The organism is Allomuricauda sp. TY007, from assembly GCF_010468565.1.
GTDB lineage: Bacteria > Bacteroidota > Bacteroidia > Flavobacteriales > Flavobacteriaceae > Flagellimonas.
This window is the reverse complement of record NZ_WUEG01000002.1, coordinates 197328-222560: the sequence shown is the minus strand read 5'-3', so window position 1 is coordinate 222560 and position 25233 is coordinate 197328. Positions and strand designations below refer to the sequence as shown.

Sequence of the window (25233 nt, the reverse complement as noted above, 5' to 3'; positions counted from 1 at the left end):
TAAATAATGTTGGATAATGCGAAAAATCCGACATAAAAGCCATAAAAACCTATATAAATACCCTTACCTAATCAAATAAATCAGAGGACAAATAACGATCGCCACGATCGCATACAATGGATACAATGGTGCCGCGCTCCAAAGTTTCGGCCAGACGCAGCGCAACGGTAGCAGCTCCACCACTACTCATTCCTGCAAAAATGCCTTCTTCTTTAGCCAACTTTTTGGCCATTTCGGTGGCATCCTGTTCGCTGACTTCCATCACGCTATCCACTTTATCTGGATTAAAAATCTTGGGCAGATATTCCTGAGGCCATTTACGAATACCTGGGATTTTAGAATCATCCGTTGGCTGAACCCCCACAATCTGTACGTTTGGGTTCTGCTCCTTTAAATAAGTGGAGGTTCCCATAATGGTTCCGGTAGTTCCCATGCTGGACACAAAATGGGTGATTTCTCCATCGGTATCCCTCCAAATCTCAGGTCCAGTGGTTTTATAATGAGCCTTCCAGTTGTCATCATTGGAAAATTGGTTCAACATCTTAAAACCTTCTTCCTCAACTTTGGCTTCAGCATAATCACGAGCTCCTTCAATGCCTACATCGGCAGGGGTCAGCGTCACTTTTGCACCGTAGGCTCGCATAGTTTGCACTCGTTCCTTGGTAGAGTTTTCGGGCATCACCAATTCAATATCAAGCCCAAAAAGACCAGCAATCATGGCCAATCCAATACCTGTATTTCCACTTGTGGCCTCGATTAATCTGGTTTCCTTGGTAAAATCGCCACGTTCAAGCCCACTTTTTATCATGTTGTAAGCTGGACGGTCTTTAACGCTTCCGCCAGGATTGTTTCCTTCGAGCTTAAACAGGACTTTTACATTTGGATTGGTGTTCAATACTTTGGACTCCACCATGGGGGTGTTTCCGATAAGGTCTAGTATGCTGTTAGACATTTGGGGTTGTCTTTATTTTGATTTCTGGTTTGTGATAAACGGTCGAGTTGGGCGGAACGGACGAGGTAATCCAAGCATTACCACCAATGACAGAGTTGGCGCCAACAACGGTTTCTCCGCCTAAAATAGTAGCATTGGCATAAATGGTCACGTTATTTTCTATGGTTGGATGACGCTTGGTTTTTTCCAGATTTTTGGCAACGTACAATGCTCCCAAAGTAACTCCTTGGTAAATCTTTACATTATCACGAATAATGGCTGTTTCCCCGATTACAACTCCTGTTGCGTGGTCAATAAAAAACGATTTCCCGATTTTAGCTCCGGGATTGATATCCACACCAGTTTGCCTGTGCGCATATTCGGTCATCATTCTGGGGATTAATGGCACTCCTTCTTCATAAAGCTCGTGAGCCAAACGGTAGATGGCAATGGCATAAAACCCTGGGTAGGCCATATATATTTCCTGGAGGGAAAGAGAGGCAGGGTCACAATTCAAAATGGCCTCTGCATCCAAATTCAAGTTTTCCAAAATCTGAGGTAGGTGGGATATATAATTGCTCCACAATTCTTCGCTGGGTTTTTCCAAATCCCAACACGCCATATCCATGAGCTTGTTAAACTTGTTTTCCAACAACTCTAAATTAACGGCAACAGGAGTGTTGGCATCAAATAGGGTATAAAAAAGCGTGTCGGTGAAATCCTCTGTTTCCTGCTTTAATCTGTAATCCAGATAAGGCAGTTTTTTGTGCCTATTGAGTTCGGCGATGATTTTATCCTTGTCCATACTGCTCTGTATTGTCTTAAAATTAGACAAATCCTTACGCTACGAAGGTATAAAAGGCTAACTTTAGTTTAAAAATAACATATTATCGATATATGACGTCCAATATTACAATTTCCCAAAGTGTTTTTGATTTTTTGAAGGAGTTGAAAAGCAATAACAATCGGGATTGGTTTGAAGCACATAAACCTGAATTTAAAAAACATCAATCCGATGTAAAGGCATTTCTTGAAGCGGTAAAACTCAACTTGAATCATCATGATGAGATTGAGAAAATGAAATTGTTCCGTATTTACCGTGATGTTCGTTTTTCCAAGGACAAAACACCTTACAAAGCCCATTTTGCTGGATTTTTTTCCAGACTAGGCGCACACTTGAGAGGTGGTTACTACATTCATATCAAACCAGGAGAATCATTTTTAGGCGCAGGATTCTTTGCTCCGAACAAAGAAGATCTCTTCCGAATCAGAAAAGAACTGGAGATGGATACTGATGAATTTCGCGAAGTCATCAATCAAAAAGAGCTGAAATCCGTTTGGGGAGAACTTCAAGGTGATGGGGTGAAAACAGCCCCAAAGGGTTTTGATAAAGAACACCCAGATATTGACTTAATCAGAAAGAAGCAGTTTATATTTATTAGAAAGTTCAACGACAAAGAAGTCCTTTCTTCATCATTTATAGATGAAGTGGATAAATCCTATAAAGCAATCCGCCCTTATTTTGACTTGATGAGCGATATTCTCACTACCAACTTGAACGGCGAATCAATTTTGGAATAAGGCTTCCTCTTCCAAAAGTTGAACTTGGTCCTTAAGGCGTTCCACCACCATATTCATCATTCTTTTGTTCAGAGCAGAGGAATTGGTAATGTAATCGCGGTATTCTTCCACGGTAAATTGGCCAATGATCATTCCCTTAAGGGAATTCCTGAATTTGATGTCCTTTTGGATAGCCCGTTCAATGTAGTGGAACTTTTTTTCCAACGAAAGCTCGTAGAAAACTCCCTTATGCTTGTTCGCATAGTTCTTGAAGGCCTCTACCAACAAATAGTTTTGAAGTTTGATCACGGGTCTCAGGGTCTTGTTCTGAAAATGTTCATCGAAACCCATTTGGCTGTTAAAATGTGACTCTGGAATGGCTGGACGAATGTCCAATCGACGGTCGGATTGTGAATCCATGGCTGTGATTTTTACTAAAATTACAGAATGATCAACCGCACACTTTTAAATATGGCAATAGTTGTCAACGATGTTATGAACAACTACGCGAGAAGCTACAGGAAATTTTAGAGCAATTTAGAAACCCAATAAACCAAGAGACACATGACACAGATTAAAAATTCAAGCAGAACCCAGTACCTGAATAACTTGGGGAATTTAAAAGATGTATTGAAGAATGACATGTTTAAATATAGTGAAAGATGATGTAAATCCACATTTATTTGTCCAACAAGCCAAAATTCTTATTTTTTTAACTTGGAACTAAATTAAGTTACCCATGAAATTCGGAAAAGTAGACCATCCCGAACTTATAGATTTTACCATCCCACCAGACCACCCCGATACTCCTGTGGTGTTATCCAAAACCAAAACAGGCGCAAAGACCAAGATTCATGTGGGCTGTGCTAAATGGAACCGTCAAGATCTTAAGAATTTTTACCCTCGAGGTACAAAAGATGAATTGGAATACTATTCCTCACAATTCAACAGTATTGAGCTGAATGCCACGTTCTACCGTATTTTTCCTGCAGAACAATATGAAAAATGGCGGAACAAAACCCCTGAAGGCTTTAAGTTTTTTCCAAAAATGACCAACGAGGTCAGCCATTTAAGACGTATGAACGACAAAGCCCTGGAAGCTGCGGACCATTATTTGGAAGTAACCCCACTGCTTGGGGATAAACTGGGCACCATCTTTTTACAAATGCACAACAATTTTGGACCTAAAAATTGGGATAGGGTAGTGCGCTTTGTGGAATATTGGCCCAAAGAGTTTCCATTGGCCATGGAGTTTCGTCACACCGACTGGTTCAACGATAAAAAAGTAGCGCAGGAATTGTATCACTTGCTTGAAGAAAACAACATTGCCAATATTTTGGTGGATACAGCAGGTAGGCGAGATCTAATGCACATGCGCCTGACCAATAACGAAGCTTTTGTTCGCTATGTGGGAGCCAATCACAAATCGGATTACTCTCGTTTGGATGATTGGGTTGAACGCCTGTCTTCTTGGATGTCCATGGGATTGGAAAACATCCATTTCTTTGTACATCAGAACCTTGAGTTGGAGTCACCTTTGTTATCTGCATACTTTATAAAACAGTTAAACGACAAAATGGGCTTCAATTTGCACATTCCCAAGACCACTTTGCCCCCACAAAAGGATTTGTTCAGTTAAAACACTTCAAATTGATCAAGTTTAAAATCTTGGGCATTTAAAATTATTCACTTAGTATTTGGTCTGTAGTAAATATTTTAAATTCATAATTCGCATCAATTAAAGGGATTAACAGGAAAAACCTTCAAAGGATTCCGCTAACTTTGCACTTGAATTCTAAAAGTTTCAATTATGCGATTTCATACAAGAAAATGGGTGAAGCCAGAGGATTTGAACGCCAATGGAACGCTGTTTGGAGGTAAGGTCCTTGCTTGGATAGATGAAGAAGCTGTATTGTACAGCATCATTCAGCTCGAGAACAAAAAAATTGTAACCAAATACATGTCCGAAATCAATTTTATGAGTACTGCCAAAGAAGGCGATATCATAGAAATTGGTATTGAGGTCATAAAATTTGGGACTACCTCAATTTCCTTAAACTGCGAAGTTAGAAATAAGATGACCCACGAGAGCATTGTTACGGTGGACAATATTATAATGGTTAACCTAGACGAGAACGGTAACCCCAAGGCCCATGGAAAAACGAAAATAGAATACGTTAAAGACCGTTTGGCCAAAAAGGAAAAAGAAGAGGAAAAGTCCGCTTCTTAGTTCAAAGTTTTGGCCACGGCCTGAACCTCGTCCAACACTCTTAACAGGTTGCCGCCCCACAATTTGGCTATTTCTTCTTCGGTATAGCCTCGTTTCACCAGTTCCAAGGTTACGTTGAAGGTTTCAGAAGCATCTGACCAGCCTTCGATGCCACCACCTCCATCAAAATCGGAGCTGATGCCCACGTGGTCAATTCCGATTAAATCCACCATATAGTCTATGTGGTCCACAAAGTCGGATACATTTACCGCTGGTGGTACATTGGGGTCCGTTTCGGCCAATTCTTCACCAATGTTTCGGATTTTACCGTAGTTAGTAAAAAATTCCTCACGCTGCTCATCGGTCAAAGAAGAGAACTGGGAACGCTCATACCAAGCCACATCCAATGAATCGGCTACTTTTTTATATACTTCGGTCATATAGGCAGAACGGGCTTCGTGCTTTTCGGTGTTCAAATAAGAGCTAAAGGCAACGGTTTGCACCACGCCTCCATTTTCTTTCATCAACATCAATTGTTCATCATCCAAATTACGGCTGTGGTCGCAAAGAGCCCTGGCCGAAGAGTGCGAAGCAATAATGGGTGCTTTGGTCAACTCGATCATTTGTTTCATGGCTTCTTTGGATGGGTGCGAAACATCTATCATCATCCCAACACGGTTCATTTCGGCAACAGCTTCTTTACCCAGGTCACTTAAACCGTTATGCAGCCAAACACTGTCTTTTTCTCCTGTATTGGAATCACTAAATTGGCTATGGCCATTGTGCGATAGGGACATATAGCGGGCACCCCGTTTTTGGTACTCCTCAATATTGGAAAGGTCTTCACCGATTGGATACGCATTTTCCACACCGATCATGGCCACTTTTTTGCCTGACGCCACAATTCTTCTTACGTCATCGGAGGTCAATGCCAATTCAATCTCGTCTGGTGCAATGTCTTCGCACAACCGGTGAATGGCCTCAAATTTTGAAATGGCATTTTTGGAAGCCTTGGCATAACCTTCGGTGGTTAATGTGTCCTGACCTGTATACACAATCAGCCAAGCTACATCCAATCCGCCTTCCTCCATTTTTGGAATATTGATTTGAGTTTCCAATCGTTGGGTGTAATTGATACTATCCGTAAAATTCTGCACGTTAATGTCGTCATGAGTATCAATCGTAATCACGGAATCGTGGATTCTTTGGGCTTTTTCTTCCAGGGTTTCTATTTTTTCAGGTTTTTTTTCTCCACAAGAGATCAATAGGGTAAGGCTAAAGAATAGATAATAATATTTCATGGTTGGTTTTTTTACACATACAAATAACGCAATTTGACAACAAAATCCGAATGCTACGGAACAATAAATTGTAATCCCTCAGTATAATCAACATTTTTAGTTAATGATAATTGATTAAAGCAAAGAATTGGGAACACGTGAATTGTTGACATATCTAGAAAAACTGGAAATAGGATTAAGCTCATTTTCTTATGAGGAATTGGGCGTTGTGGAAGCAGGAGAGCTTAAAAAATCCTTTGAAGTTTTTAAGATGGGATTGGAGAACAAGGTTTTTGGCGTCTCAGAAATGAGACAACTTGAAAGTATCTACCAAAAAATAGGCATACAAAGCTTGGACAACAAACAATTCACCGAATCCGATAACACCAAGTTTTTAGCTCTGATCAAAGCAATGGAAGATACCCCACTATCCGATGAGCAAAGTGCCATTGTGAGAGAACTAAAAAAACTGGTGCAAAATCCGCAGGGTGATAGTGCTCAACATTCTGATAAAAATACCGACAGCATGTCTACCGATTTTAAATTTATAGAAAAAAGCTTGCAAGCTGGGTTTGTTGGCCAAGACATTGATCTTAAACCTGTTTTGGAAGATTGTATGGGGCAGATGAATCTATTGGAAGAATTGGTCCGTATGTTCAAACAGAACGTTTGGGAATTTATTGGCAGCGCCAAGGTTAATCTAATGAGTGAAAACTTCGCTGAACTGGAGCTTGCGTGCCAAAAAATAATGCCATCGTTGCGCATGATGAAAACCTTCGGCCTTTTGGAAGTGACCCAGCAAGTTTCCAGACTCTGTAAAACCGACAAGGATGTAAAACACCTTACTTTTTTATATGACCAATTTCTTCAGGAATATCCGCGAGTGCAAGAGCTGATAGATTTTGAAATGGAAATGTTCCGAACAATGTAAATACCTACACCATGGCAAACAACCAACTCCCCGAGTACCTTCAAAGCATCTTTTATCCTTTGTTCCAATATACAAAGGACCTTGAGACCCAATTAATGTTGTTGGATGAAATGTTAGAAGTAGGGGACAGAAAAGAAATTCCTTTTCTTTCTGAGTTGGAATCCCATGAAAACCCAAAAATCAGCAATAAAGCATTTCAAATCAAAAATGAATTACAATCCAAATTGGGTGTAATGTCCGATACCGAACGACGAAGGTTGCCGATGAATTTGTGTTTTATTTATGATGAATTCAACATAAGGCCAAGCAAAGTGGACAAAGACCTTGATTTTGAAGTAGAACTGGATATTTTAAACACAAAGTAGGGGTTTTACCGCATTTTATAAGAACAATATAATCTTTAAAATAAAATTACGTTATACCTAAAACCCCGAACAAAAACCGAAGATTACCATGTTATACGATACCTACGGCGAAGAATACTTGGCATTTTTACAAGAACTGAACGAAATTTTGGCAGTAAACGAACTTGCCGAACTTGATTACCTATAGTTGACAAACAACCCAAAATTTGTTACCATGAAAAACCATAACAAAGAAAACACGGCCTACTTGAATTTTATTCAAGATTTGAAAGACATGCTCACCGACTTTGATATTAGTCTTTTGAGCAAATCGTGATGTTTTTTAAGTGAATATCATGGAAAAGGGGATGTTGAATTGATAACAACATCCCCTTTTTTATTGAACTCATAACCATTTGGCATTTTATCCCAAATAAGACTTTAATATCTTACTTTTTGAGGTATGTCTTAATTTTCTGATTGCTTTTTCACGGATTTGACGCACTCTCTCCCTGGTCAGATCAAAGGTGCTGCCAATTTCCTCTAAGGTCATAGAGGGTTGGTCGCCAATTCCATAATACAGTCTTACCACATCGGCTTCTCGTGGGGATAGTGTATCCAACGCCCTGTTTATTTCGGTGTTCAAAGACTGGTGCATCAAACCTTTGTCCGGTTTTGGGGAATCTCCGGCGTTTAGTACATCATACAAGTTGGACGTTTCTCCCTCTTTTAAAGGAGCATCCATGGATACGTGTCTGCCAGTATTCTTCAAAGATTGTTTTACTTCGGAGACCGTCATATCCAATTCCTTGGCAATTTCTTCGGGGGATGGTGGACGCTCGTGCGCTTGTTCCAAGTAAGAGAATGTCTTTTTTATCTTGTTTATGGACCCGATTTTGTTCAAAGGCAATCGAACCACACGGGATTGTTCTGCCAAGGCTTGCAGAATGGATTGGCGAATCCACCAAACCGCGTAGGAAATAAATTTAAATCCTCGGGTTTCATCAAATCGTTTGGCAGCTTTTACCAAGCCAACATTCCCCTCGTTGATCAAATCGGGCAATTTTAAGCCCTGATTTTGATATTGTTTTGCCACGGAGACCACAAACCTTAGGTTTGCGTTCGTCAGTTTTTCCAAGGCAGCTTGGTCTCCGGCCCTAATCTTCTGTGCTAGCTCAACTTCTTCCTGCGCGGTGATCAGATCAATTTTACTAATGTCCTGCAAGTATTTGTCAAGTGATTTGGATTCCCGGTTCGTGACCTGTTTAATGATTTTTAGCTGCCTCATTCTTATATCTGGTTTAACAAGTATTATAAGCTATCATTATACATTATAATCTTCATTTTTCCAAGTCCAAAATGTTATTGTTATCAAAATGTTATAAGCAAATACATCAATCACGAAAAAAAAGGATTCAACAAGGATTGTTGATACTATTTTAATATAAAAGCCTCCGAGTATTGGTCTCAAGCGCAAAAAACCTCTAATTTTGTAGGGTTTTTTATTTAAGAACCCTTAACGCAATTTCCCTTTGGAGGTAAACAAAGAAATCAAGAAGAAAACATTATACGATTATCAGGAAGAAGACCTGAACAAAATCTTCAAGCACTTGGAAAAACTTCCTAAGGGTACCAATATTTTGTACCAATTGCCCACAGGAGGTGGTAAAACCGTGGTTTTTTCCGAAATAACCCGAAGATTTATTGAGCAGACCGGTAAAAAGGTGATGGTGCTTACCCACCGTATTGAGCTCAGTAAACAAACCTCCAAAATGCTCCATGGGTTCGGTGTGGCCAATAAGGTAATTAACAGCGAGGTCAAGGAACTTTACGACCAGGACAACTATATGTGCTTTGTGGCCATGGTGGAAACACTGAACAATAGGTTACAGGAAGAAAAAGTAAAAATCAACAATATTGGGCTGGTCATTATAGATGAGGCCCATTACAATTCCTTTAGGAAACTTTTTAAATATTTTGAGGATTCCACGATTTTGGGCGTAACGGCAACACCGTTGAGTTCCAACATTAAACTTCCCATGAAGGACAATTATAAGCATTTGATCATTGGGGAATCCATAAAATCGTTGATAGACAAACAGTTCTTGGCCAAGGCCAATCTTTATAATTACGATGTTAGTTTACGGACCTTGAAACTTGGCATTAATGGAGACTATACCGTAAAGTCTTCCGATGAGTTTTACAGTGCTCACAGTATGTTGGGCAAATTGCTCACCGCTTACGAAGAGATTGCCAAGGGTACCAAAACACTGATCTTCAATAACGGTATCAACACCTCCTTGTATGTGTACGAGACCTTTAAAAAGGCCGGCTACAACGTTAGGCACTTGGACAACAAGAATACAGCTACCGAACGAAAAGAAATTCTGGATTGGTTTGCCAAAACACCAGACGCTATTTTAACCTCGGTAAGTATCTTAACCACAGGTTTTGATGAGCCCACCGTGGAGAGTATTATCCTGAATAGGGCTACACGTTCGCTTACTTTATATTTTCAAATGATAGGACGGGGCTCCAGGGTGTTGCCTAACAAAGATGAGTTCAACGTTATTGATATGGGTAACAACATTGCCCGTTTTGGTCCTTGGGATGCACCGGTGGATTGGCAGGAAATATTCCACTTTCCAGACTTTTATCTGGAAAACATTAAAAATGATGAGGAAATCGAGCGTGATTTTGTGTACGAGATGCCCGATGAGCTCCGTGCCAAATTTAGTAAGTCCGACAACATTACGTTTGATGTAAAAGCAGAGTACAAAAAAATATTCGCGCAAGGTAAAAAATCCAAGGTTGTACTGGAAAAAAGCATAGAACAACACGCCCAAATATGTGTGGAAAATAGCGAAGATGTATTCGATGCCCGTATTTTGGCCAAGGAACTCAAAGATGAGATTTCCTATCGTGTAAAGCAGTATTCGTATTGCATTATGAACAACACTAAAAACTACAAGGAGTGGTTGGAAGAAGATTATGAACGAAAACTCCGTTCCAGTATTTCCAAAATGTTTGCGGCGCGGATGTAGTTGGTTATTGAGTTTGGAGTTTGATGCTCGGTGCTCGATGTCAGGTGTTCTGTTATTTGGTTATTGAGGTTTCGGTTTTCTGTTCCCTGACTCTTGTCTATTTTCTGTGGTCTGGTTTCAGGTTTAATTATTTGGAACTTGTCTGCCAGAAAGAAGAGCGTCCTGTATCCTGGTTCTTAAATCCTTATTATTGTACTTGACACTTGTTGACTGCCAATTGCCCACTGCTTACTGCGTTCTTGAACTTGTACTTGATACTTGAACTTGAATTTCACTCCTATATTTCCTACTTGTCACATCGAGCGCAGTCGAGATGTCTTTTGATTATTGTATGTACACTTACTACTTTTACCTATAATCCATAATCTTTTACCCAACTATCCTTAACCCAACATGCAAAAAAAACTCCTCGTAATCGGTTATGTATGGCCCGAGCCCAACACCACGGCTGCCGGCAGCCGAATGCAACAATTGCTGGAAACCTTTATAAACTTTGGTTGCGACATTACGTTTGCCAGTACCGCCAGTAAAACCGAGTATAGTTTAGACTTGCAACAAATGGGGATTCGGGAGGTTCCCATACAGCTTAACCATTCCAGTTTTGATGAATTTGTAAAAAAATTATCTCCCAATATGGTGTTGTTCGATCGTTTTATGATGGAAGAACAATTTGGATGGCGCGTTGCAGAATTTGCCCCGAATGCCATCCGTATATTGAATACCGAAGATTTACACTCACTGCGAAAGGCTAGGGAAGAGGTCCATAAAAAGAAGGAATCCTTTACGTTACAACATTGGAAAAATCACCCGATGACTTTACGAGAGGTCGCTAGTATTTACCGTTGTGACCTAAGTTTGATGATTTCCACCTACGAAACGGAAATTCTACAAAAGGAACTTAAGATTCCTGCTGAATTGTTGTTCTACTTACCATTTATGGTTGATATTTCCAGTAAGTCCACGAAGAATTTGGTTCCTTTTGATGCTCGAAGAGGTTTTGTAAGCATTGGCAACGGAAAACATGCACCCAATGTGGATGCCGTTCACATCTTGAAGCAAGAGATTTGGCCCAGAATACGCAAACAGCTACCGGAAGCCGAAATGCATATTTACGGAGCGTACCTACCCCAAAAATTGAATGAAATGCACAGCCCCAAAACCCGTTTTTATGTACACGGATGGGCAGAAGACGTAGATGTAGTGCTTAAAAAAGCCAAAGTATTGCTTGCCCCCATACAATTTGGTGCGGGGATTAAAGGAAAATTATTGGATGCGATGAAAACAGGTACCCCAAGCATAACCACATCCATTGGAGCGGAGGGCATGCATGGCGACTTGCCTTGGAACGGTACAATTACTAATGATTGGGACAGGTTTGCACAAGCCGCAGTGGATTTGCACCAAAACCCGACCGCTTGGGAAAATGCCCAACGGCGAGGAAGTGAATTGCTTCAAACTTTTTATGATAAAGAAAGTTTGCAAACTCGATTAAAAGATCGGTTACAACAACTAAGCAAAGCTTTGCAAACCCATCGTGCGCAAAATTTTATAGGGAAACTACTGCAGCACCAAACCATGGCCAGTACCAAGTATATGGCCAAATGGATTGAAGCAAAGCAGAAGGAGTAGTTCGGTATGGCTTTAAAAAGCTGTATGGGCATGCCAGTAACCTATCAACCAGGGAGCAGGTACAACAAACAACTAATGATTGTAGTAGGTTTTCAGAAGTAGGGCTACCAAGTTTTCGACAATGGCTCGTTATAAAAGTTCCCTGCAAGAATTTAAGAATTAGCTCTTGAGGGTTGTTTTTTATGATTGTCCAAGTCCAAAGTTTCCAAATCTTGAAAGGTTCCGCAAGAAATCTGCCTCTTAATGAGTGATCGTGACTTTTTTCGTTTGGTACGCGATTCTATTTCCTTATTTAAAAAATTCACGGGAAAATATTTTATCCAAAAACGTGTTCAGAGCTGTTTTATTATTTAATACACAATTAAATTACTGAAATTCAGTATAATTAATCCAATTTATTTAAAAAAATATATTGGTTAATTTAAGTTCTGCTTGTTTATCCTGATAAAGAACGCAACGTAGGAATAAATCTATTACTTCTTCGCCTCTACCAATTCCAATTGGTCCACGCTTACGTTGGTGGTAAACATACCATAATTCACCACGGCCTTGCCTTTTTCTAAAGTGTCAATGCTACCCACGGCCTTGCCGTCCATTAAACGGACACGGTCACCAACCTTAAAAACAGGTCGCGGTTTGTTCTTTTCGGCCTGAATTTCTTTTTTCTTTTTAATTTTCTTCTCTACCCGTACTTTTTTGATTTTTTGCTCCAATTCTTGGGCCACTTGTTTTTTCTCTTGTTGCTTGGCCTTGGCTTTTTTTGCTGTGGTTTTTTTGCGTTTACTGTTTTCTGTTTCCACAATGCGGAGCATCTCGGAAATTAACGGTCTTTTTTTCTTGTCGATAAAGTATTTCTCCGCAGCGGTGTTCACCTTGTTGCCTAATTGAATCATACGCTGGTTATGGTCGTACATCTCTTGGTAACTCTCCAACTTGGATTTGATCTTGGAATTGAGCTTCTCCAATCGTTCTGATTCTTCACGGGCCTTGGCTTCCTCATCTTTGAGCTTGGAGCCCGTCTCCACCATTTTACTGCGCTCTTTTTGCAGTTTGGCAATCGTTGCATCAAAGCGGACCTTTCCGCGTTCAATTTTCTTCTTTGCCTTATTGATCAAGGAGTAGGGGATACCGTTCTTTTGTGCCACCTCAAACGTAAAGGAGCTTCCCGCTTCGCCCAAAACCAACTGAAAGGTAGGCTCCAAGGTTTTGGAGTTGAACAGCATATTGGCGTTGGTAGCATGTGGCAATTCGTTGGCCAAAGCCTTTAAATTGGCATAGTGTGTTGTGATAACCCCATAAGCTTCGCGCTCGTAGAACACTTCCAAAAAAGCTTCGGCAAGGGCACCGCCCAATTCGGGATCACTACCGGTACCAAATTCATCGATCAAGAACAAGGTTTTGTTGTTGCACTTTCTTAGAAAGTGGTTCATGTTTTTAAGTCGATAACTGTATGTGCTCAAATGATTTTCAATGGATTGATTATCTCCGATATCCGTCAAAATCTTATCAAAAAAGCAAACGGAACTGCGCTCGTGCACTGGAATCAACATACCACTTTGAAGCATTACTTGAAGCAGTCCAATGGTTTTTAATGTGATACTTTTTCCACCTGCATTGGGCCCAGAAATCACAATGATTCGGTTTTCCTGATGCAGTTTTATGGTCTGTGGCCAGGTCTTCTCGTTTTTTCTTTTGTTCGATAAATAGAGTAGAGGGTGGTACGCATCACGTAGAAACAATTCCCGCTCCTCATTAATTTCAGGCAATAAACCATCCATTTCGCTTGCATACCTTGCTTTGGCTGCGGTAATATCTGTATCGGAAAGATGTTTTTGGTATTCCTGAAGCAATTCCAAATAAGGTCGAATCTCGTCGGTGAGCTTGTTCAGGATGCGCTGGATTTCTTCTTTCTCCTCAAACTCAAGATTGTTGAGCTCTCTGGTGTAGGACAAGGTGGTCTCTGGCACAATGTACACAATACTTCCTGTTTTGGATGTGCCCATTACCGTGCCTTTCACCTTTTTGCGGTGCATGGCCTTTACGGCCAAAACGCGACGGTTTTCCACCACGGATTCACGGATTTCATCTAAAAAATCCGAGGATTGATAACGCCCTAGTGCAACACTAAAACTTTGGTTGATTTTACTGCGCACTTCATTGATTTTGCTTCGAATGTAGCGTAACTCGTCAGAGGCGGAATCTTTGATTTCCCCAAACTTGTCGATAACATCATCAATTGCATCCGGAATTTCAGGATGCAACTCCAGGGCATTCACTTTATCAAAAAGCAACGGATAGTATTCCTTGAACTTTTTAAAGAATTTTTGATGGATAGCGACGGTCTTGCAGATGCCACCAATCTTTCGAAAACCAGAAATCTCTAAAGTGCTGTTGTCAATCTTGAGCAGCCCCAATTCGCTGTTGATATGGTCGAAACCATGATTGGGAATGCGGTTGTCGTTGGAAAAAGACGCCAAGTACTCCGAAGTCTGCCCCAATACATCCATTAATTCGGCTTTGTGGCGGAATGGTTGTAGGGTAAGCGCATCTTCTTTCCCCAATTCTGTATTGCATCGCGCGGCGATTTGTGTCAATACCGTTGGGAACTCTAGATCTTGAAGTGTTTTGGGGTGAATGTTTCGCATCTTTTTCTACTAGCAGCGCAAAGATAGGATTTTGATGTGTTTTTGAGGCCTGCCCTTTTAGCAAAAACAATTCGCTTTACGTACTTTTGATTCATACCTGAATTCTTCACTAAAATCCAATTCAAATGAGGAGCGACAATACCGTCATTTTTATCATTGCAGGCGTGATACTCTTGCATTTTGTTGTGGGCATTGGGTATTTGATCTATAAACTGACCAAAAAGAAGTAAAGTCATCATATGGACGTAAACATTGAGCCAAGTTGGAAAACACAATTGAGCAACGAGTTTGAACAACCTTACTTTCAGCAATTGGCTGCTTTTGTGAAGCAGGAATACCAGAAGAATACTTGTTACCCAAAGGGTAATGACATTTTTTCTGCCTTTGATCATTGTCCGTTTCAAGAAACCAAAGTGGTCATCATTGGTCAAGACCCCTACCATGGGCCGAACCAAGCGAATGGGTTGTGCTTTTCCGTAAAAGATGGTATTCCGCATCCGCCATCCTTGGTCAATATTTTCAAGGAAATCAAAACCGATGTTGAAAAGCCATACCCCAAAAGCGGTAACTTGGAACGTTGGGCGGACCAGGGGGTTCTTTTGTTGAATGCCACGCTGACAGTTCGTGCACATCAGGCAGGGAGCCATCAGAAAAAAGGGTGGGAGCAATTTACCGATGCGGTAATCAAAACGGTTTCCAGTGAACTGGAAGGTGTTGTTTTTCTGCTTTGGGGAGGATTCGCCAAGAAAAAATCATCCTTGATCGATAAAAGCAAACATCATATTTTAACATCGGGACATCCTTCGCCTTTGAGCGCCAATCGAGGATTGTGGTTTGGCAATCAACATTTTAGTAAAACCAATGGTTTGCTCGCCCAAATGGGTAAAGAACCGATTGATTGGTAAATTCTGTCACCTCGAGTCTTTCGACTGCGCTCAAGATGAACCTAAGTCAAGAATTAAATTGAACCGCTTTTGGTTTATGTGGTCTCGATTGCGCTCGACCTGACATCCGTCTATTTCCAAAGAAATGCTGAAGCATCCTTGACTTCCTCGATTAAATTAAGGTCGTGTAATCTGGACTGAATCTCGTTTACCATTGTTTCGGAGAGTTGTTCCTGTCCCCAGTTGGTTTTGGACAACCATTCCTGAATGTCTTCCAGTTTTTGTTCGTATCGGTTGGACAGGGTCCTGTCAATACTGGGAATTTGTTTGAATTCAGCGGTATACGTGTTGATAACCTCCAAAACATGCTTGAGCAAGCCTTCACTTTCTTTGATGAAACTGTTCGAAGCAGCTATTACAAAACAGGGCCATGGAGTGGGGCAGTCACCCACACGTTTGAATGTGCCATTGTCCACAAGGGGTTTTGTAGTAAAATGTTCCCACATAAAATAGGCTCCTGAACCATTGGTCAGATTTTCCACTGCGCCATCAAGGTTGTTTACAATTTCAAATTCGAGGTTTTCGGTGTTCCATCTCTGGTTTTGTGCGTTGATGTAGGCCATTAAATGACTTCCGCTCCCCATTCGACTAATGGCGACCTTGTCATTTTTTAATGATGCTATCGTTTCTCTATCACTAGCAGCGTCAACATGGATGCCCCAAAGTAGGGGGGAAGAAATATATTCTTGAACAATCTTACTGGAGTTACCCTGCGATATGCTTTTTATGATACCCTCCGTGAGAATGACACCCATGTCCGCTTCACCATTTTGAAGCATTTGGGTCATTTTCCCCGTTCCTTCAGGAATGTCGGTCCATTCCAATTGAATGCCGCGGTCTTCAAAAGCATTGTCCTCCATCGCCAGATGCCAAGGAAGATTAAAATGTTCGGGAACACCTATTATTTTTATGGTTTTCATCTGTTTGGATTCTTGATTGGGGTTAAAATTATACCAGTTGACTTTCAGCAATGCATTTTAGGGTGTATTGAATCAGCTCGTCAACAGTTTTATGCCCTTGTTTGGAGAACTCGCCAGTGGCCCTATTGGCCAATATAGCATTAAGGGAAACAGCTCGGTGTCCATGTAGTTTTGCAATACCGTAAATGGCTGCTGTTTCCATTTCTAGGTTGGTTATTCTCAAATCTCCAAATGAAAAACCCGCTAGCTTTTCATTGAAGTCGACGATGGTTGGGTTTAAGCGTAACACCCTTCCTTGCGGCCCATAAAACCCTGAATTTGTAGAAGTTAATCCTAATCGTATACGATTTGAAATGAAAATATCCGCTAAATCCTTATCAAAATCAACCACATAGGGGTGGATATTGTACTTACTCCAATTTAAGTAGACTGTAAGTGCTTGTTCCATCTCTTTGTTTTTGATGTGCCCGCAATCATAGAAATGCAAAAGATTGTCAAGGCCAATACCAGTGGCACTCATCAAAAAGGAATCAACAGGGATATCTGGTTGCAAAGAGCCAGATGTACCGACCCGTATAAAACTGAGCTGTATTTTTTGTGACTTTATTTGACGAGATTGAAAATCTATGTTCGCCAAGGCATCCAATTCATTAAAAACAATGTCAATATTGTCCGTTCCGATACCTGTGGAGATTACAGTTATGCGCTTACCGGAATAATGGCCGGTATGGGTCACAAATTCTCGCTTTCCTTTTTTTACTTCGATAGAATCAAAGTATTTGGAAACTTCATGGACCCGATCAGGGTCACCAACAGTAATAATGGTGGTAGCAATGTCCTCAGGAAGAAGATTGAGATGGTAAATGCTCCCATCAGGGTTCAGAATGAGCTCTGAGTCACCTAAGGAGGCCATCTGCTTAGAGTTTTAAAATTCGGTCGGTATCAGAATTATATAGGAAGTTATACTTTAAAGAGCCTCCTAAATACATTTGATTATCACGAAGTTCCGAATAGTAATTTGCTTCTTGCTTTAATACCTGCAATCCTTTTTTGGTCAATTTTACAGGGTCAAAAGAACTGAACAGAGGTTTTAAGGAAGAAATCATACGCTCGTACTGTGTATCCCCAAAACCGTAAAAACCTTGATCGGTCAACAAGTTGTCCATCAATTCATTTTTGGACTTTGGTTTATGCTTCTTGGCCACTTCCAAAATGTGATTTTCCAAATCATTAAGTCCATTTTTAATGGTAGGAAATCGCTTTAGGTGGGTTTTCAGTGCATCCGATAGGTATTCAAATTGAAAGTCGTTGTTGGCGATTTGGTTTTCCAAACGAATAGGGTTGTCGCTACAGTACAATTGCCAAATATAGTCAGCATACTCTATATCGTCCTGTGAGAGAATTTTTCTATTGTCATAAAGCGCAATCAGCTTTTCGTCGCTTAACTCATTAAGGCCATAAAGCTTTTTGGAGCCTTCGACCTTGCCGCTACAAACCAAAGATATTTCGGCATGCCTTCTGTGCTGTTTTAGCCAGCTAAGAACGGCCAACATGTTTATTTGGCAAAAAAGGTCGTACTCAAACCATAGAACAATTTGGTCCTGTTGTTTGTGGTTGCAAAGGGACCTGTATTCTTTCAGGGTTTTTTCAATAAACCAAGATTTGGAGACTTTGTAATTTTTGTTCAAGAATTCGAACCTTGTTTTCCAAAAAGATTCGCTTCCTACAGAGGAAAGGGTTTTGCCTTCGCAAAGCATTTCTCTCCAGGTTATTACATCTCCTTTTAATTGCAAAGATTGTAATCTAGACGTGAAACTGTCCCCGTTGGTTATGTGCAACAGTGATTTCATTTTCAGCTCAGTTTTCGTTGGTTAGGAAGAATAAAAGTAATGTTTAAAGCAAGAACACAAAAATTTTTTCACAAAACATTGGTATTTGCGGCTGCTTTTTAACATGTACGAAAAACCAATTCTGATTTTTTGAAGAATTAGCAGTTATCCGCCCACACGCTTCACCGAAAAGCCATTTTCCTTTAGGAAGTCCATAATTTTATCCCGGTAATCGCCTTGTATAATAATGGCTTCGTTTTTAAAACTACCGCCCACGCCCAGAAGGGTTTTCAGGTCTTTTGTCAATTTTTTGAAGTCACTGTCCGCACCGTTGTAGCCTTCCAGAATGGTCACGGGCTTGCCTTTGCGCTTTTCGTATTTACAGATAATGGGATTGTCTTGCAACCAATATGGGGATTTCTCCTTTTCCTTGTCGGGTTCCTCTTCTGGAACGTGGTCGGGGAATAAATTTTTGAGTTGGTCTCCTAAATCCATAATTACTTTTTGATCAGTCCTAGTTCTATCAATCTTTCGTGTAAATACTCTCCTGCGGTAATATCCTCAAAAGCCTTGGGATGCTCATCATCAATACAATTTTCCAAGCAGTCAAGAGGCATGTCGCTAACAGGGTGCATAAAAAACGGAATGGAATACCTCGATGTGCCCCAAAGCTCCTTCGGAGGATTTACAACTTGGTGGATGGTGGATTTTAGTTTGTTATTGGAAAGTCTAGACAACATATCCCCAACATTGATCATCAATTGGTTGGGTTGGGCAATGGCATCTACCCAGTTTCCTTCATGATCTTTAACTTGAAGACCTTTTCCGTGGGCGCCCATCAATAAGGTGATCAAGTTGATATCGCCATGTGCGGCAGCCCTGACGGCGTTCTTAGGTTCTTCGGTAATTGGCGGATAGTGAATGGGCCTTAAAATGGAGTTTCCATTTTTTATGTAATCATCAAAATAGGTTTCTTCCAAATCCAAATGTAAAGCCAATGCTCGCAACACATATTTTGCGGTTTTTTCCAGCATTTTATAGGTTTCCTTTCCAACTCGATTAAAATCTGGAAGTTCTTCAACCATAACATTATCTGGGTATTCAGCTTCCAGTTCCGGATTGTCTTCCACATATTGACCGAAATGCCAAAATTCTTTCAAATCACCTTCTTTTTTGCCTTTCGCATGCTCTTTTCCAAAGGAAGTGTATCCTCTTTGTCCTCCAATACCTTCAATTTCGTATTTGTCCTTCGTCTCTTGCGGTAGGTTGAAGAACTTTTTTATTTCTGAATATAGGTCTTCGACCAATTCATCGGACAAAAAATGTCCGCTCAGGGCCACGAAACCAATATCCTCGAACGCAGCGCCTATTTCTTTGACAAACTTTTCTTTTCTTTTTGGGTCGCCCGAAACAAAGTCTTTCAGGTCTACACTTGGAATAGCACTCATATTGTCATCTTTGATGTTAGACCAAAAATAGGGAATAATGCCGAAGGTTTTTAAAATTTAAGGTGTTTTGAAGGGCTTTTTACTACTTTTAACCGACAGAATTTTATTGTATGAGATATCATGTTGGCAGCTTGGAACACGAAAAGTTGCTGGATTTGTACAAAGGTATGCTGAAGCCGAGAATGATAGAGGAGAAGATGCTGATTCTTCTGCGGCAAGGCAAGATTTCCAAATGGTTTAGTGGGATAGGGCAGGAGGCTATTTCCGTAGGTGTTGCAAAGGCACTTAAGGAAAGTGAGTATATTCTGCCCATGCATCGAAATCTTGGGGTGTTTACCTCAAGAAACATTCCTTTGAACCGACTTTTTGCGCAATGGCAAGGAAAACAAAACGGTTTTACCCAAGGTAGGGACCGAAGTTTTCATTTTGGCACCCAAGAATATAAAATTGTTGGCATGATTTCGCATCTGGGGCCTCAACTCGGAGTGGCCGATGGAATTGCTTTGGCCGATATGTTACGGAGAAAGAAGCGGGTAACTGCCGTTTTTACGGGAGAGGGCGCCACCAGTGAAGGGGATTTTCACGAAGCCTTGAATGTGGCCTCTGTTTGGAACTTGCCCGTATTGTTCTGTATTGAGAACAATGGTTATGGGCTTTCCACGCCGACCAACGAGCAATACAATTGCGAACATTTGGCGGATAGGGCCAAGGGGTATGGCATTGAGTCCAGAATTATTGATGGCAACAATATCTTGGAAGTGTACGCAAAAGTAGATGAATTGTGCAAAGCCATTCGGAGGAGGCCGCGACCAGTGCTTTTGGAATTCAAAACGTTTCGGATGCGTGGGCACGAAGAAGCAAGCGGAACCAAATATGTCCCAGATAAGTTGATGAAGGAATGGGAAAAGAAAGACCCTATTTCCAATTATGAAAGTTTTCTATTGGAAGAAGGGGTGCTTACAGAGGAAAATATTGAGGCAATCAAGCAAGACATTTCTGAGGAAATCAATACCAATTTGAAGCTTGCTTTTGATGAACCTGAAGTTTCCCTAAATGAAACTAAAGAATTAAATGAGGTTTACCAAGAATTTAACTATCAGAATATTGAACCTGAATCAAATGAATCTGAAAACATTCGATTTGTTGATGCCATTTCCCAAGGATTGGAGCAATCCATGTACCGCCACAACGAACTCATTATTATGGGGCAAGATGTTGCGGATTACGGGGGTGTTTTTAAAATTACCGAAGGTTTTGTGCCCAAATTTGGAAAAAGTCGGGTACGGAATACACCCATTTGTGAGTCTGCAATCGTTTCCGCAGCCATGGGTTTGTCCATTAACGGAATGAAGGCTGTTGTAGAGATGCAGTTTGCCGATTTTGTGAGTTCTGGGTTCAACCCTATTGTCAACTATTTGGCAAAAGTGCATTATCGTTGGAACGAAAAAGCCGATGTAGTCATTCGAATGCCCTGCGGCGGCGGTGTAGGGGCGGGGCCATTCCATTCCCAGACGAATGAAGCTTGGTTCACCAAAACCCCCGGACTCAAAGTGGTATACCCCGCATTTCCTTATGATGCCAAAGGATTGTTGGCCACAGCGGTTAACGACCCCAATCCAGTGCTGTTTTTTGAGCACAAAGGGTTGTATCGAAGTGTTAAAGGCGATGTTCCTAAAGATTACTACACCTTGCCGTTTGGCAAGGCCAAACTTTTAAGGAAAGGGAACTCCATAACTGTGGTCACCTATGGTGCAGGCGTGCATTGGGCTTTGGAGATTCTCGAAAAACACCCTGAAATTGATACAGATTTGATTGATTTGCGAACGCTTCAACCATTGGACACCGAAACTATTTTCAATTCGGTAAAAAAGACCGGGAAATTGATCCTACTTCAAGAAGACACCTTATTTGGAGGCATTGCCAGCGATATATCGGCCTTGGTCATGGAAAACTGTTTTGAGTTTCTGGACGCTCCCGTAAAAAGAGTTGGCAGTTTAGAAACTCCAGTACCCTTTGCAAAACCACTTGAAGCCAATTATTTACCAAAAAACCGATTTGAAACCGAATTAATTGAATTGTATCAGTATTAATATCAGTCGTTTAACATTTTTTTGATAATTTAACAACCATAAACACGTCCCCAAACGTATATTTTTAGAACATTAACTTAATACTTATGATGAAACGATCACTCTTATTGATTACAGCGATGGGACTTCTATTCTCATCGTGTTCCATTTCCAAAAGTGCCAGAACACAGCGAAACTTGTTCAGTGGAACTTGGAACTTGGACAATGTTTATTACGAAAACAACACTGGAAACTTTAAATCCGTTATTTTCAACGATGCAGAGGATATCTGCTTTGAGGATAGCGAATGGTTTTTCCGCGACAATAACAGTACAGGGCGCTATACTATTGCCCAAAGTTCACTTTGTCAAGGTGGCGACCGTTTTTTTAGATGGTCCGTGGTGGAGCCACAACAAAACTATCAGAGCCAACTTCAATTTAAGTTTATTGATGATAAGCGAAAGGATATTTCCGGAGGGTATGGATACCGCTTGAACATTGTTAGCCTATCCGAACAATCCATGACGCTTAAGTCCAATGTATCAGTTGACGGACAGCCCGTTACTGTTGTTTACGAATTCTCAAAAAAATAATTTCATGAAAAATATAGTGTTAAAAGGGGCAACTGCTTTTTTGGCGTTGACCATTATTATTAGTTGTGATGCCATCAAAAATGCGAACAATACCCAAAAGGGTGCCGCAATTGGTGCCGGTGGCGGCGCCGTTATCGGTGGTGTTATCGGTAACAATGTAGGAAAAGGAAATACTGCCCTTGGCGCCATTATAGGAGCTGTTGTTGGCGGTGCTGCCGGTGGTTACATTGGTAATCGCATGGACAGGCAAGCCGAAAGAATTGAACAGGAAATCCCAGGCGCAGAAGTGCAAAGGGTAGGCGAGGGCATCAACGTTACCTTTAGTGGTGAGAACGGTGTTTATTTTGACACCAACAAGTCAGACATTAAAGGAGCTTCTGCCACCACATTGGACAAATTGGCCGGAATTTTTATGGAATATCCAAAAACCAATATTTTGGTGGAAGGGCATACTGATAGTGACGGCGCAGCCGAATACAACATGGGGCTTTCCCAACGTAGGGCACAAGCCGTAACCGGGTATTTGGTGGCCAAAGGCATTTCCAGTGGACGTTTTACCACCAAATGGTATGGCGAAGAACAACCTGTGGAAAGCAACGACACCGCTTCGGGTAAAGCAGCCAACAGACGAGTGGAATTGGCCATTATTGCCTCTGACGAATTGAAAGAAGAGGCTTACGAGCAGACCGAAAATTAATTTTTTCAATATTCAAATTAGCAAAGGCCCGGTTTTTCCGGGCTTTTTTTATGGATCTTAAATAAATCATTAAAAGATGGTTAACCGTACCAAAGTTTATAAGAATTTTAGTAACTTAAAGGATGTCAATCCGTTAATGTTAAAAACCCTTGCGAGCCTATGGAACATATCACCCAAAATAGTATTAAACAACAACAAGAATTACTGGTGCGGGTGGAAAGAAACAACAGAATGGTGCAGCGCCTATCAGAAAAGCTAAGTTCGTACACTTATGAACCTAAATGCCCCCAACGGTTCGAAAAATTTTACGAACTGAACAAAAGCATCCAGAGTTATAGAACTCACGAAAAGCAGCTCATGTTCAAAATTAAACAGCGAAAGATAGATTTTAACGCAAAAAACAAAGAAATTGAGGAACATTTAAATCGCTTCAAAAAATTGGAAAGCGACTTTGCATCCTACATATTCGATTTAAAAAAACCGCTATAATACGGTTCAAACGGGAAAATCAACCAAAATTTAGCTTCATAATTACATACTTCAGTAAACATACGTAATATTGCAGGGCGGTTAAACTGTCCTTAAAAATGGCAAAATCCTCCAACTCTGCTCTCGTCATTCTGGCTTTTTTTGCCATTTATGTGATTTGGGGCTCCACCTATTTGTTGAACAAGATAGCTGTATTGGAACTGGAACCCTTTATGCTGGCCAGTTTCAGGTTCACCTTGGCAGGTCTCTGTATTTTTCTGCTGGCCAAAATCATGGGCACATCCCTTCGAATCACAAAAAAACAACTTTTGAATACCCTAATTGCCGGAGTACTTTTCTTGAGCATTGGCAATGGTTTGGTAGTTTGGGCCCTGCGTTATGTGGATACTGGTTTCGCAGCTTTGGAAATTTCTTCCCAGCCACTTATCATACTTTTGTTGATGCGCGTACTGCAAGGCAAAAAAATTCAGCCCATGTCAGTTGTTGGTGTTGTTTTAGGGATAATTGGAATCTATTTATTGGTAAGTCAAAAACAGATTATTGCCCAAGAAGAGTCCATTGTAGGTATGATCATGATTTTTTTCTGCATGTTCTGCTGGGCCTACGCCAGTCTTTTTGTGGCAAAGGCAGACCTGCCAACCAATTATTTTGTGAACACAGGCTACCAAATGTTCTTTGCAGGTCTTGTTTTAAGTTTGATGAGCCTTGGTTTCGGGGAAGAATGGACTTCACCACTAGCTTGGGAGGGTAAGGTGCAGTTGGCCATGGTATTGCTTATATTTTTGGGAAGTATAGTAGCCTTTACCTCGTTCAACTATCTGCTTAAGGCCGTTTCTCCGGAAAAAGTGGCAACCTCTACCTATGTAAATCCAATTGTAGCGCTGTTGTTGGGATGGTATTTTCTCGATGAGAAGATTACCCTGCAATCCATCATAGCCGCTGCGATTCTTTTAACAGGAGTGTATTTTATCAACACTAAAAAAACGTTGGCCATTTTTGAACGCTTTAAACGTTAAGACACCGTTATTTGTCTCGGAATTGGTTTGGTTATTTTGTAATTTGTAAGATGTTAATAGTCAAACCAATGAAGTTTATTGTAAAAATTGGAGCTTATATAGTGTTATTGGTGTCCATTGCTTGTGCATCGAGTAAAAACCAAGCAACACCCGAGGAGATTGCTGCTTTGGACAGGATGATTTCCGACCAACAGTTCAAAATTGAAGCCAATTGGGCACAACCCATGGCCAGTCAAGGATTAAATAGCATTGCCAATGCTGGACTGTTACCTTTCGGGAGCACGGCCAGCCGAATAGATATTTCGGGTACGGGCGGATATTTACGCATGGTGGGCGATAGCGTTAAAGCAGACCTTCCTTTTTTTGGGGAACGCCAAATGGGAGGGTATTACCATCCAGATAAAGCGGGAATCAAATTTGAGGGAATTCCAAAGGATCTCTCTTTCTCTTCCAACAAAAAGGATACTGGAAAAACCATGCGGTTTACAATTAGCCAAGAATCCGAGAATTTTCAGGTAATTGCACAGCTCTATCCGAGTGGACAGGCTAGACTTGCCGTTTCCAGTTCCCACCGAACCAATATTTGGTATCAAGGCCATCTTTCGGAATATAAAAAGGATGAAGAGTAATTTTTTATTGAAAATAGCTTTAAATC

At 40.9% G+C, this 25233-nt stretch carries 25 protein-coding genes; 14 read left to right on the top strand and 11 right to left on the bottom strand.

Annotated features, from left to right (window positions below; all coding sequences use genetic code 11):
* Positions 1–67: 67 nt before the first annotated feature.
* Both cysM and epsC read right to left on the bottom strand, forming a co-directional pair.
* The gene (gene cysM / locus GO009_RS02915; protein WP_163624718.1) at positions 68–952 is read right to left on the bottom strand and encodes a cysteine synthase CysM; all 885 of its coding nucleotides are present in this window, start codon (positions 950–952) and stop codon (positions 68–70) included.
* Entirely contained in the window at positions 945–1736 is a 792-nt protein-coding gene (gene epsC, locus GO009_RS02910; RefSeq protein ID WP_163624717.1) for a serine O-acetyltransferase EpsC, read from the bottom strand. The genes cysM and epsC overlap by 8 nt, the downstream gene beginning before the upstream one ends.
* Before the next feature lie 92 nt (positions 1737–1828).
* Between epsC and GO009_RS02905 the strand changes: the two genes are divergently transcribed.
* Positions 1829–2512, top strand: a complete 684-nt coding sequence (locus tag GO009_RS02905; RefSeq protein WP_163624716.1) for a DUF2461 domain-containing protein — start codon at positions 1829–1831, stop codon at positions 2510–2512.
* Here the strand turns inward: GO009_RS02905 and GO009_RS02900 are convergent.
* A complete protein-coding gene (locus GO009_RS02900; protein WP_163624715.1) occupies positions 2498–2911 on the bottom strand; it encodes a glyoxalase in 414 nt (137 codons plus the stop codon). The two genes, GO009_RS02905 and GO009_RS02900, sit on opposite strands and share 15 nt — an antisense overlap.
* Positions 2912–3230: 319 nt before the next feature.
* Between GO009_RS02900 and GO009_RS02895 the strand changes: the two genes are divergently transcribed.
* The gene (locus GO009_RS02895) at positions 3231–4130 is read left to right on the top strand and encodes a DUF72 domain-containing protein (protein ID WP_163624714.1); all 900 of its coding nucleotides are present in this window, start codon (positions 3231–3233) and stop codon (positions 4128–4130) included.
* A 171-nt stretch (positions 4131–4301) separates the two neighbouring features.
* Positions 4302–4721, top strand: coding sequence for a hotdog domain-containing protein (locus tag GO009_RS02890; RefSeq protein ID WP_163624713.1), 420 nt, complete (start codon positions 4302–4304; stop codon positions 4719–4721).
* Here GO009_RS02890 and GO009_RS02885 read toward each other — a convergent pair.
* Entirely contained in the window at positions 4718–6001 is a 1284-nt protein-coding gene (locus tag GO009_RS02885) for a dipeptidase (protein WP_163624712.1), read from the bottom strand. The genes GO009_RS02890 and GO009_RS02885 overlap by 4 nt on opposite strands.
* 127 nt (positions 6002–6128) lie before the next feature.
* Here GO009_RS02885 and GO009_RS02880 point away from each other — a divergent pair, with 127 nt between their 5' ends.
* Both GO009_RS02880 and GO009_RS02875 read left to right on the top strand, forming a co-directional pair.
* A complete protein-coding gene (locus GO009_RS02880) occupies positions 6129–6911 on the top strand; it encodes a hypothetical protein (protein WP_163624711.1) in 783 nt (260 codons plus the stop codon).
* A gap of 11 nt (positions 6912–6922) precedes the next feature.
* The gene (locus tag GO009_RS02875; protein ID WP_163624710.1) at positions 6923–7276 is read left to right on the top strand and encodes a hypothetical protein; all 354 of its coding nucleotides are present in this window, start codon (positions 6923–6925) and stop codon (positions 7274–7276) included.
* Positions 7277–7679: 403 nt separating this feature from the next.
* On the opposite strand, the gene GO009_RS02870 is transcribed toward GO009_RS02875, so the two are convergent.
* Positions 7680–8543, bottom strand: coding sequence for an RNA polymerase sigma factor RpoD/SigA (locus GO009_RS02870; protein WP_100818963.1), 864 nt, complete (start codon positions 8541–8543; stop codon positions 7680–7682).
* 244 nt (positions 8544–8787) lie between these two features.
* On the opposite strand from GO009_RS02870, the gene GO009_RS02865 reads away from it, so the two are divergent.
* Both GO009_RS02865 and GO009_RS02860 read left to right on the top strand, forming a co-directional pair.
* The gene (locus GO009_RS02865; RefSeq protein ID WP_163624709.1) at positions 8788–10299 is read left to right on the top strand and encodes a DEAD/DEAH box helicase; all 1512 of its coding nucleotides are present in this window, start codon (positions 8788–8790) and stop codon (positions 10297–10299) included.
* Between the two features lie 393 nt (positions 10300–10692).
* On the top strand, positions 10693–11928 hold the full coding sequence (locus GO009_RS02860) for a glycosyltransferase (protein WP_163624708.1): 1236 nt from the start codon (positions 10693–10695) through the stop codon (positions 11926–11928).
* A 473-nt stretch (positions 11929–12401) separates the two neighbouring features.
* On the opposite strand, the gene GO009_RS02855 is transcribed toward GO009_RS02860, so the two are convergent.
* On the bottom strand, positions 12402–14573 hold the full coding sequence (locus GO009_RS02855; protein WP_163624707.1) for a DNA mismatch repair protein MutS: 2172 nt from the start codon (positions 14571–14573) through the stop codon (positions 12402–12404).
* 239 nt (positions 14574–14812) lie between these two features.
* Here GO009_RS02855 and GO009_RS02850 point away from each other — a divergent pair, with 239 nt between their 5' ends.
* Positions 14813–15478: a uracil-DNA glycosylase gene (locus tag GO009_RS02850; protein WP_163624706.1), complete on the top strand. Its 666-nt coding sequence runs from the start codon at positions 14813–14815 to the stop codon at positions 15476–15478.
* Between the two features lie 110 nt (positions 15479–15588).
* On the opposite strand, the gene GO009_RS02845 is transcribed toward GO009_RS02850, so the two are convergent.
* The 5 genes from GO009_RS02845 to GO009_RS02825 all read right to left on the bottom strand — a co-directional run bounded on the left by GO009_RS02845 (position 15589) and on the right by GO009_RS02825 (position 19714).
* On the bottom strand, positions 15589–16437 hold the full coding sequence (locus tag GO009_RS02845) for a substrate-binding domain-containing protein (RefSeq protein ID WP_163624705.1): 849 nt from the start codon (positions 16435–16437) through the stop codon (positions 15589–15591).
* Positions 16438–16465: 28 nt separating this feature from the next.
* Positions 16466–17350 carry a nucleoside phosphorylase gene (locus GO009_RS02840; protein ID WP_163624704.1) on the bottom strand — a complete coding sequence of 295 codons (885 nt, stop codon included), beginning with the start codon at positions 17348–17350 and terminating at the stop codon, positions 16466–16468.
* Between the two features lie 4 nt (positions 17351–17354).
* Positions 17355–18287, bottom strand: coding sequence for a DUF1835 domain-containing protein (locus GO009_RS02835; RefSeq protein WP_163624703.1), 933 nt, complete (start codon positions 18285–18287; stop codon positions 17355–17357).
* A gap of 144 nt (positions 18288–18431) precedes the next feature.
* Positions 18432–18761 (bottom strand): translation initiation factor, encoded by a 330-nt coding sequence (locus GO009_RS02830; protein WP_163624702.1) that lies wholly within the window; start codon positions 18759–18761, stop codon positions 18432–18434.
* Positions 18762–18763: 2 nt separating this feature from the next.
* The gene (locus GO009_RS02825) at positions 18764–19714 is read right to left on the bottom strand and encodes an isopenicillin N synthase family oxygenase (RefSeq protein WP_163624701.1); all 951 of its coding nucleotides are present in this window, start codon (positions 19712–19714) and stop codon (positions 18764–18766) included.
* 110 nt (positions 19715–19824) lie between these two features.
* Between GO009_RS02825 and GO009_RS02820 the strand changes: the two genes are divergently transcribed.
* The 6 genes from GO009_RS02820 to GO009_RS02795 all read left to right on the top strand — a co-directional run bounded on the left by GO009_RS02820 (position 19825) and on the right by GO009_RS02795 (position 25207).
* A complete protein-coding gene (locus tag GO009_RS02820; RefSeq protein ID WP_163624700.1) occupies positions 19825–21804 on the top strand; it encodes a thiamine pyrophosphate-dependent enzyme in 1980 nt (659 codons plus the stop codon).
* 86 nt (positions 21805–21890) lie between these two features.
* A complete protein-coding gene (locus GO009_RS02815; protein WP_163624699.1) occupies positions 21891–22376 on the top strand; it encodes a lipocalin family protein in 486 nt (161 codons plus the stop codon).
* 4 nt (positions 22377–22380) lie between these two features.
* Positions 22381–23073 (top strand): OmpA family protein, encoded by a 693-nt coding sequence (locus tag GO009_RS02810; RefSeq protein ID WP_163624698.1) that lies wholly within the window; start codon positions 22381–22383, stop codon positions 23071–23073.
* A gap of 159 nt (positions 23074–23232) precedes the next feature.
* Positions 23233–23562 carry a hypothetical protein gene (locus GO009_RS02805; protein WP_163624697.1) on the top strand — a complete coding sequence of 110 codons (330 nt, stop codon included), beginning with the start codon at positions 23233–23235 and terminating at the stop codon, positions 23560–23562.
* A 98-nt stretch (positions 23563–23660) separates the two neighbouring features.
* A complete protein-coding gene (locus GO009_RS02800; RefSeq protein ID WP_163624696.1) occupies positions 23661–24578 on the top strand; it encodes an EamA family transporter in 918 nt (305 codons plus the stop codon).
* A gap of 68 nt (positions 24579–24646) precedes the next feature.
* Complete coding sequence (locus tag GO009_RS02795) at positions 24647–25207, top strand: DUF4251 domain-containing protein (RefSeq protein WP_163624695.1); 561 nt, start codon at positions 24647–24649, stop codon at positions 25205–25207.
* Positions 25208–25233 lie beyond the last annotated feature (26 nt).